Raw genomic sequence first — 8,645 nt, 5'->3', positions numbered from 1 at the left:
CGTGGACCTGGGAGGTGTCTTTGCAGGTGCGATGACTGGAAACACCACGCATATGGGCGCTTCATTCGTACAGGGAAATTGGGCCCATGGTTTCCTGCTTGTCGGTGCGCTAGCGATTTTCTTTACCAGTGCCGTCCTGACCAGCCTGGCGCGCCTTCTCTGGCTTCCAGCTTACGGCGTTATGTTCATGACGATCCTGATGGTGCTGGCACAGGCGGCTCATTCATCTCCATACCGATACTGGGGTGAGTTCCTGATTCTTCCGGCTCTACTGGCTGTACAGGGAGAAACCATCGCGAAATTTTCCGGCACACCGATGCCGACGATTGTCATTACAACCAATCTTCTGAAAGCCGCATCTGGCATTGCAACCTGGGTGGCTGCAAAACTGGCACCGTCGCGAGTAACGACACCGCTCTCCGGAAGTATTCTTCTGCCGGGACTATCCTTCCTGTCTTTTTTCATGGGGGCAGTGATGGCAGCATTCGGGCTGGCAATGCACGGCAGTTTTCCGTTTCTCTGGCCCCTGCCGTTTCTGGGTTTTCTTTACCTGGACGTCTGGAAATCAGAGCATGATGGACGTTACGAGGACTGAAAGGAGCCGCCTGCTTATATGTAGGGCTTGTCCACTATCTTCATGATGCCTTCCACGAAATCTGCGAATTGACGAGCTTTGGCGGTCATCATCCGTCCTGCAGGAAAGACCGCCCAGAGATCGATTGTCGGCAGGGACCACGCTTCAAGAACGCGAACGACGGTGCCAGTGTCGAGTTCTGGTGCAAACATCCAGTCGGACGCGATTGTCAGTCCCATATCTGCCAGAACGGCGGCCCTGAGCCCTTCCGCAGCGCTGACCTTAAGTCGTCCGCTGACAGAGACCGACACCGTGGCCCCTTCTCGCAGGAATGACCATGCGCTTGGTAACTGGCTGTAAATGATCGCCTCATGGTTCGCCAGATCCGCGGGAGAGCGGAGGGCGGCTGCCCGTTTGAGATAGGCAGGCGTAGCGAGGGCCGAGCGTCGTCCTGTGGCGATCTTCCGGGCGATTGCCGTGGAATCCGCAAGCGTTCCCATCCGCAAGGAAATATCGACGCCTTCCGCCACGAGATCGATCATCCGGTCATCAAGAATAATCTCGACGGTCAGCTGCGGATGTTCCGCTAGAAACCGCGGTAGTTCAGGAATGATGTGCAGTCTTGCAAACGTCGTTGCCGCCGACACCCGCAATCGCCCTGAAAGGCCTGCGCCCGCACCTTTGGCAGCAAGCTCCGCTTCATCGGCCTCCTGAATGGCGTTCCTTGCCCGTTCGTAAAAGTTCTGTCCGGCCTCGGTCGGTGTCAGGCCGTGTGTGGAACGGATGAGCAGACTGACCTGAAGGCGCGCCTCAAGCTGCGCGATGGTCTTCGAAACTGCGGGCTGCCCCACGCCGAGTTGTCGTGCAGCGCTCGAGAACGATCCCGTGTCTACCACGCGTATGAACGTGGCCATTGCCTGATACCGGTCCATGATATTCCTCCAGGGAATGATCCTTATCGCCTCAAGAGCTCTGCCCTGTCGAGCATGGAAGAGGCATCTCTAGTGCATCAACCCGGACAGGCCGGGTTTCAAAGGAGCCCAGAGATGTCCGGTTCATTCATACGCGCTACGTCTGGACTGGTCATTGCAGACAGTCTTCTGGCTTTTCAGCTGACAGGCAGCCTACTGCACGCTGCATCTACTCTTCTGGGACATGTCATGTCCGGCCTGTCTTCTACAAGACAGGGAGAAACCGCCGATGTTTGACGTCTACGCTTTCGCAACACCTAACAGCGTCAAAGTGACAATTGCACTGGAAGAGCTTGAGCTTCCCTACACGCTTCATGGCGTAAACGTCCGTAAAGGGGAGCAGAAGACCCCGGAATTTCTAGCCCTGAACCCTAATGGCAAGGTTCCGGTTCTTGTGAAGACGGAACAGGCATTTTCTCTAACAGAGTCAGCCGCCATTCTCGTTTTCCTTGCAGAGAAAACAGGCCGGCTTCTTTCCGCTCATGGTGAAGCTCGTGCGCGTGTTTTTGAGCAGCTGTTCTTCCATGCCTCTGGCCTCAGCCCGGCCTTCGGACAATCCGGCTTTTTTCAGCGGTTTGCGGCAACGCCCGAACCGATTGCTCTAGAGCGTTTCTCCACCGAGGCAAACCGCACGCTCCATGTCCTCGATACGGTTCTGGAGAAAAACCGGTACGTGGCTGGAGACGAGTTTTCCATCGCCGATATCGCCCATTTCGGCTGGCTGTGGCGTCGCGGTTTTCCCAATATCACGTTTGAGAACACGCCTCATGTGGCCCGCTGGTATGCGGATATCGAAAGCCGACCTGCCGTGCAACGCGGCATTGCCCGTATCGAAGCTCTGGTCCCCAAGGACTGAGACAGATCCTTCCAAGGAAAAATCATGTCCAAACTGTTTACCCCGTTCAAGGCAGGGCCGCTGTCGCTCGATCATCGTATCGTCATGGCCCCGCTGACACGTTTGCGGTCAGAACCCGGCGACAAAGCAGGCACGCTGATCCGCGAGTATTACACTCAGAGAACGTCGCAAGGCGGCCTCATCATTTCCGAAGCAACCCCGGTGGCCCGGGAAGGCTACGGCTATGCTGGCGCCCCTGGCATTTACGAGGATGCGCAGATCGAAGGATGGCGCGCTGTCACAGACGCCGTTCATGCGGGGGGCGGAAAAATCATCATGCAGCTCTGGCATGTCGGCCGGCAGTCCCACCCAGATCTTCAACCGGGAGGCAAGGCCCCTGTCGCGCCGTCAGCCATTCAGGCCGAGGGCGATGCCTATACGCCCAATGGAGCTCGGCCGTTTTCGATGCCGCGTGCCCTAGAACTTCAAGACATTCCAGCTGTGATCGACCAGTTCCGCCAAGGTGCGGTTCGTGCCAAAGCCGCCGGTTTCGATGGTGTGGAAATCCATGGTGCGAATGGTTACCTCCCGGACCAGTTTCTGCAGGACGGGACCAATCACCGCACGGATGAGTATGGCGGCCCGATCGAAAACCGCGCGCGGTTCCTGCTGGAGATCACGCAGGCTGCCATTGATGTGTGGGGAGCAAATCGCGCCGGCGTCCGGCTTAGCCCGAGTGGCACTTATGGCTCCATGTCAGATAGTACTCCGCAGGAGACCTTCGGGTATGTCGCTGCAAAACTTGGCGCTCTGGGCATTGCCTATCTGCATGTCGTCGAACCCCGCATCAAGGGGACGGAACTAATCTCGGAATCAAAGCCGGTAGCGGCAAAGCAACTGCGCCAGCATTTCCATGGCACCATCATTGCTGCAGGCGGCTTCACTGGTGAGAGCGCAGAAGCAATTCTTCAGGCAGGTGATGCCGACGCGGTGGCGTTTGGCCGGTCTTTCATCAGTAACCCCGACCTGCCGGATCGTCTGCGCCACAACCTGCCGCTCACTCCATACGATCGCACAACTTTCTACGGCGGCGGGATGCAAGGATACACCGATTATCCCAAGGCCCCGACTTCAGACTGACGGCCATTCCGGCGGGGAATGACGAATAGTCCTTCATGCCATCATCCCTGAAAAAACCAGCGGCCCTATCGTCAGGTGTCGCTTCATTTCAAAGGAAATACCCATGTCTCTTCAAGCAAAACTCGATGCTTTCAAAGCTGACTTCGAAGCGGGCAAGCCGCCTTACAATGTTCCCGCGTCCGTGATTGAAGTCATGCATCGTGCAACCGCTGAATTGATCGCTTCGGGTGCAGCAGAAAAGGCGCTTAAAGCTGGCGATAAAGCTCCGCCTTTCACCTTGAATGATCCGGAAGGCAATCCGGTGTCCTCCGCAGATCTGTTGTCAAAAGGCCCATTGGTCATCAGCTTTTATCGCGGTGTGTGGTGCCCCTACTGCAACATGGAGCTTCAGGCTCTTGAGGCTGCACTTCCGTCTTTCCGCGAACTCGGCGCAAGCCTGATTGCCATCTCACCGCAGACGGCCGTGAACAGCCGCAAGTCAGTCCGTCAGAACCATCTCGATTTTCCCATCCTGTCGGATGTCCATAATGACGTTGCAGCAGCATTCGGTCTGCGGTTTGCACTGCCGGACTATCTCGTGGACCTCTACACCAGCCTGAAAAACGATCTTCCGTCTTTCAATGGTGATGAGAGCTGGACCCTGCCGATGCCCGGCCGTTTCGTCATCGGGCAGGATGGCGTGATCCTCTATGCCGAAGTCAATCCGGACTATACACGCCGTCCGGAACCGGAAGACATGCTGCCAGCACTTCGAAAAGCAACACAGGCTTCGGCAAACTAATTATGAGCCTTTTGGCGTCCGGATATGGCCCTATCAGCTCTTGGTAGGGCCAACCCGGTCGCCATCAGGCAAAAGCTTTTCCTGCACTGACCCCAAGGGAGTGGCCCATGATTCACTTCTACTATGGCCCCGGTCCGAACCCGGCAAAGATTGCACTGTTTCTGGCTGAAACGGGCATGATTTGCGAAGCGGTCCCGGTCGATACCTATCGCGGTGCCCAGCATGATCCCGCATTTCGGACCATCAATCCCAATGGCAAGGTTCCTGCTCTCGTAGATACGGATGGCCCACAGGGCAGTCCCGCAATCCTGTTCGATTCAACGGCCATCCTTCTCTATCTGGCTGAGAAAACGGGACAGTTCCTTGGAACGGCGGAGGATCGCCCCCAGCTTCTGTCATGGCTGTTGTTTGTTGCAACGGGTCTTGGTCCCTTCTCCGGACAGGCTGTGCATTTCCAGCATGCGGCACTGGAAGGTCTGGATTATGCGGTCCATCGATATCGTCGTGAAGCGGAGCGGCATTATCAGGTCCTGAACGATCACCTGGAAGGGCGATCTTTTATTGTCGGTGACCATTATACGATTGCGGACATGTCGGCATGGGGCTGGCTGGACCGGGCAGCACGGGTCATGAAAGGTGATGAGCGGCCGCTTGAACGCTGGCCCAATCTGAGCCGTTTCATGGACAGGATGAATGCTCGTCCGGCAGTCGACCGTGCTCATGCCATCATGAACGGGCACGCATTCAAGACCGTCATGGATCAAGACGCGCGCCAGGCCATGTACCCGACCAGTTTCTTTCCAGTGTCAAAAGGAACAGTTTCATGAGCGGACCCTCCGATTATACACCCCCCAAAGTCTGGACATGGACGGCACCAAGCGGCGGAAAATTCGCTAGTACGAACCGCCCGACTGCCGGCGCCACCCACAAGCAAATCCTTCCCGTTGGCCGTCACCCGCTCCAACTCTATTCTCTGGGCACTCCCAATGGTGTGAAAGTCACGATCCTCCTTGAGGAGCTGCTTGCTGCGGGTCATACGCAGGCCGAATATGACGCATGGCTTATTCGCATTGGCGAAGGGGATCAGTTCGGCTCCGGCTTTACGGAGATCAATCCGAATTCAAAGATTCCGGCCCTTGTCGATCATAGCGGCGATCAGCCTCTGGCCGTTTTTGAGTCCGGGTCAATCCTGCTGTATCTGGCCGAAAAGTTCGGTGCTTTCATTCCCAAGGATATTGCCCATCGGACAGCATGCCTGAACTGGCTTTTCTGGCAGGTGGGCAGTGCGCCCTATATTGGTGGCGGATTTGGGCACTTCTATGCTTATGCGCCAGAGAAAATCGAATACGCGATCAATCGGTTTGCCATGGAAGCCAAACGGCAACTGGATGTGCTTGATCGGCGTCTAGCGGAAAGCCCTTTCATAGCTGGCGAAGACTATACAATTGCCGATATGGCCATTTTCCCGTGGTACGGTGGCCTGGTAGAGGGGTGGCTCTATAATGATGCTGCCACATTCCTGAGCGTTCAGGACTATCCCCATCTCAGGGCATGGGCAGACCGACTTTTGGAACGGCCTGCCGTTCAGCGTGGCCGTATGGTCAACCGAACATCCGGAGACCTCTCAAGCCAGCTTCATGAACGTCACGACGCATCCGATTTTGAGACAAAAACGCAGGATCGAAAGGCCGATAAAGCCTGATTCCGCACGCATGGACCGAGTTTTGGAGAAACGCTGAGTCGAGTAGCCTCCTCTCAAATTCAGCGTTTCTCACTTCGGCGGTTCACCATTGATGAGAGCTTGAGGCAGCATCAGCCCCATCACCGTAACAAAGACCAGCAACACCCCTACGCTTCCGAGCGCGAACGGGAGGTTTGTACTCTGAGCGACAAATCCAAGTGCCGCAGGCCCAGCAAGAATTCCTGAGTAGCCAAGCGTTGTTATAGCAGACACTGCAAGATGTTCTGGCATAAAGGTCTGTCGCCCAATAGCTGAATAAAGCACAGGAACCACGTTGGCACACCCGGCACCTACCAGCGCGTAACCCAGGAGGGTCATCTGCCAGACCGGGATCATCGTCACCAGTAGCATTCCCAAGGCAGCCAGCAGACTTCCGCCTGTCACCAGCGCACGACCTGAGATATGGCGAACCAGTCGATCTCCCAGCAGTCTCCCAATGGTCATTGTAGAGGCAAACGCGACATACCCCAATCCGGTGTAACGCACTTCAACATGTCGTACCGTAGTCAGGAATACTGCACTCCAGTCTATGGCAGCTCCTTCTGCCAGAAAGACAATGAAGCACATAACTCCTATGGTCAAAACAATCCCCTGAGGGAGAGCAAAGGCAGGTCCAGTTTCCAAATGGGTTCGTCCAGTCAGCAGTCCGGGGAGTGCCAGACAAGCACTCAGCAGTAGCAGGACAACAACAACAAAAGACGCCTGCAACGGCGAAAAGCCAAGACTGAGCATGCTGCTCACGCCAATCGCTCCCAAGAGACCGCCTACGCTGAAAAGACCATGAAAACCCGACATCATGGTTTTCTGACAAGCCCGTTCGACAATGACAGCCTGCACATTGACGACGCAGTCTATCGATCCAACACCCGCTCCAAAAATGGTCAGAGCTACCGCAAGAAGCGGCATGACGTCTGAAGACGAAAGAACCGGCAGGCTACAGCAAACTGCCAGGGTGGCGACTGCGATGATCCATCGACATCCAAAACGTCCGGCCAGGCTTCCAGCAACAGGCATGGCAACGATCGAGCCCACCCCCAAACACAAAAGAAGGAGGCCAAGGTGAGCGTCTGTAAGCCCGCATCGCAGTTTGACATAGGGAATGATTGGCGCCCATGCTGCCCCTGAAAAACCGGCGATGAGAAACGCCAATCGGGTTGAGCGCTGTGTGACAGCCGAAGCTGGGTAGGGATTATCCATGAATGACAAATCAAAAACCCTGCTTCTGGAGGAATAAATCGCCTCACTTAACCCGTTAAAGGGGGCGGTAGCAAAAAGAATAGCCATCCATGCCCTCTGGCATGGATGGCTCCCTCTACTCCGGAAGAACGTTTTGGAAAAGTTCCAGTTTTCTGGCGTTGAAGTCTCGCAGTACTCTGACGGTTAAAGTGGCGAAGACACGTTTGTCTGGTATAGGTTTTTTTAATAGCTTTGACGCATTGCCGCACGCTCCGCGCTACGTCGTCTGCGATCGGGGTTACGCCTCGAACCAGTTCCGAAAAGCTCTGTGGGAAAGGGGCTCACGCCCAGTCATCCCGACAAAACGCAACGAGCCGCAGGTAGCCTGCCCCAAATGGGCCTATCGGCACCGACATCTGGTCGAAAACCTATGGGCGCGTCTTAAGGAATGGAGAGCGGTCGCTACACGATACGAAAAAACCGTCACATCCTTCATGACCGTCATCTGCATCGCTGCAACTGTAGATCATCTCAAGACCTAACAGGCCCTAGAATAAATGCTCAATGAATGATTTACTCGATCCGCTCGCATTATGTCCATTTTTGTAATTTTTATCCTATAAGCAGACAGACCGCTTTCCCCTGATCTGCCTGTCGACTTACAGATGCAGCAGCAGGCAGACGGCCGTCGTCCTCTTATCAGACGAACGGCTGGCCGGGGAAAAGCTCAAGCTATACTGGCGTCTTGCGCTTTGCCAGCCAATCGCGACGTATCGCTATGCCTGACGCAAGCCACACAGCTCCTGCGGCCATAAGGCCAGAGACCTCGCCGCCCATAGGTGCTCCCATCACGAAGCCGACGGTCGCGGCAACAATCAAAGCCACTCCCAGAACATAGAACGGACGAAAGCCAGCAGCAAAAGCAATGGGAAGGAAGTGAAGCCCGACAATCAGGGCCATTGAAGGCAAGAGAAGGTCTGGCCGATGCAGATTTATGACAATGTTGGAGGCGAGGAAAAGGCCAATGCCTTCACCGATGCTACTCCACATAATGGCACGTTCTTCTTTTGGAGTAGGTTTGATCCCATCCCCGGGTAAACGAATAACATACATCGCTGCGAGACCGATCAAGAGAAATCCTAAGAAAGGCACAACCAACGCGATCCCGGAAAAATTCAGATGCCAATACAACGTTAATGAGGCGAAGATGGCCCCGAAGAAACTCATGATAAGCGCGCCCCAAGCCCCCACTGATATTTTCCTTACATCTTCGTAACGGAAGAGTAAGTCTGGCGCACGAATGAGTCGAGATAAATTAGGTCGCGTTGACAAAAGGTCTATACACTCATCCTGAGATCTGATTCACTGGTTGCTTCAACGCAGACGGCACGGTGGAGCGGGCATGGCACGAGGCGATCTGACGGATC

General features: G+C 55.3%; 10 protein-coding genes and 1 pseudogene. 8 read left to right on the top strand and 3 right to left on the bottom strand.

The window, feature by feature from the left end:
• Nucleotides 1-595: YoaK family protein (locus tag HKD32_RS14960; protein ID WP_194258396.1), on the top strand; the 595-nt coding region annotated here is incomplete at its 5' end.
• A gap of 14 nt (nucleotides 596-609) precedes the next feature.
• On the opposite strand, the gene HKD32_RS14955 is transcribed toward HKD32_RS14960, so the two are convergent.
• Nucleotides 610-1,506 (bottom strand): LysR family transcriptional regulator, encoded by an 897-nt coding sequence (locus HKD32_RS14955; RefSeq protein WP_061928474.1) that lies wholly within the window; start codon nucleotides 1,504-1,506, stop codon nucleotides 610-612.
• A gap of 114 nt (nucleotides 1,507-1,620) precedes the next feature.
• Between HKD32_RS14955 and HKD32_RS14950 the strand changes: the two genes are divergently transcribed.
• From HKD32_RS14950 to yghU, 6 genes are all read left to right on the top strand, one after another.
• Nucleotides 1,621-1,782, top strand: a complete 162-nt coding sequence (locus HKD32_RS14950; protein WP_194258395.1) for a hypothetical protein — start codon at nucleotides 1,621-1,623, stop codon at nucleotides 1,780-1,782.
• Nucleotides 1,775-2,401: a glutathione S-transferase family protein gene (locus HKD32_RS14945; RefSeq protein WP_061928472.1), complete on the top strand. Its 627-nt coding sequence runs from the start codon at nucleotides 1,775-1,777 to the stop codon at nucleotides 2,399-2,401. The genes HKD32_RS14950 and HKD32_RS14945 overlap by 8 nt, the downstream gene beginning before the upstream one ends.
• Nucleotides 2,402-2,425: 24 nt before the next feature.
• Nucleotides 2,426-3,520 (top strand): alkene reductase, encoded by a 1,095-nt coding sequence (locus tag HKD32_RS14940; RefSeq protein WP_061928470.1) that lies wholly within the window; start codon nucleotides 2,426-2,428, stop codon nucleotides 3,518-3,520.
• 103 nt (nucleotides 3,521-3,623) lie between these two features.
• The gene (locus HKD32_RS14935; protein ID WP_061928468.1) at nucleotides 3,624-4,301 is read left to right on the top strand and encodes a peroxiredoxin-like family protein; all 678 of its coding nucleotides are present in this window, start codon (nucleotides 3,624-3,626) and stop codon (nucleotides 4,299-4,301) included.
• Nucleotides 4,302-4,408: 107 nt separating this feature from the next.
• Nucleotides 4,409-5,128 carry a glutathione S-transferase family protein gene (locus HKD32_RS14930; protein WP_061928465.1) on the top strand — a complete coding sequence of 240 codons (720 nt, stop codon included), beginning with the start codon at nucleotides 4,409-4,411 and terminating at the stop codon, nucleotides 5,126-5,128.
• On the top strand, nucleotides 5,125-6,003 hold the full coding sequence (gene yghU, locus HKD32_RS14925; protein ID WP_061928462.1) for a glutathione-dependent disulfide-bond oxidoreductase: 879 nt from the start codon (nucleotides 5,125-5,127) through the stop codon (nucleotides 6,001-6,003). The genes HKD32_RS14930 and yghU overlap by 4 nt, the downstream gene beginning before the upstream one ends.
• Before the next feature lie 69 nt (nucleotides 6,004-6,072).
• Here yghU and HKD32_RS14920 read toward each other — a convergent pair whose 3' ends face one another.
• On the bottom strand, nucleotides 6,073-7,239 hold the full coding sequence (locus HKD32_RS14920) for an MFS transporter (RefSeq protein ID WP_194258394.1): 1,167 nt from the start codon (nucleotides 7,237-7,239) through the stop codon (nucleotides 6,073-6,075).
• A 233-nt stretch (nucleotides 7,240-7,472) separates the two neighbouring features.
• Between HKD32_RS14920 and HKD32_RS14915 the strand changes: the two are divergent.
• A pseudogene (locus tag HKD32_RS14915) lies at nucleotides 7,473-7,760 on the top strand (transposase); the annotation flags it as partial.
• A gap of 190 nt (nucleotides 7,761-7,950) precedes the next feature.
• Here HKD32_RS14915 and HKD32_RS14910 read toward each other — a convergent pair.
• Complete coding sequence (locus HKD32_RS14910) at nucleotides 7,951-8,349, bottom strand: hypothetical protein (RefSeq protein ID WP_228119078.1); 399 nt, start codon at nucleotides 8,347-8,349, stop codon at nucleotides 7,951-7,953.
• Nucleotides 8,350-8,645 lie beyond the last annotated feature (296 nt).

Source organism: Gluconobacter japonicus, from assembly GCF_015244665.1.
In the GTDB taxonomy this organism is placed as follows: Bacteria; Pseudomonadota; Alphaproteobacteria; order Acetobacterales; family Acetobacteraceae; genus Gluconobacter; species Gluconobacter japonicus.
This window is presented reverse-complemented; position numbering and strand designations above follow the sequence as displayed.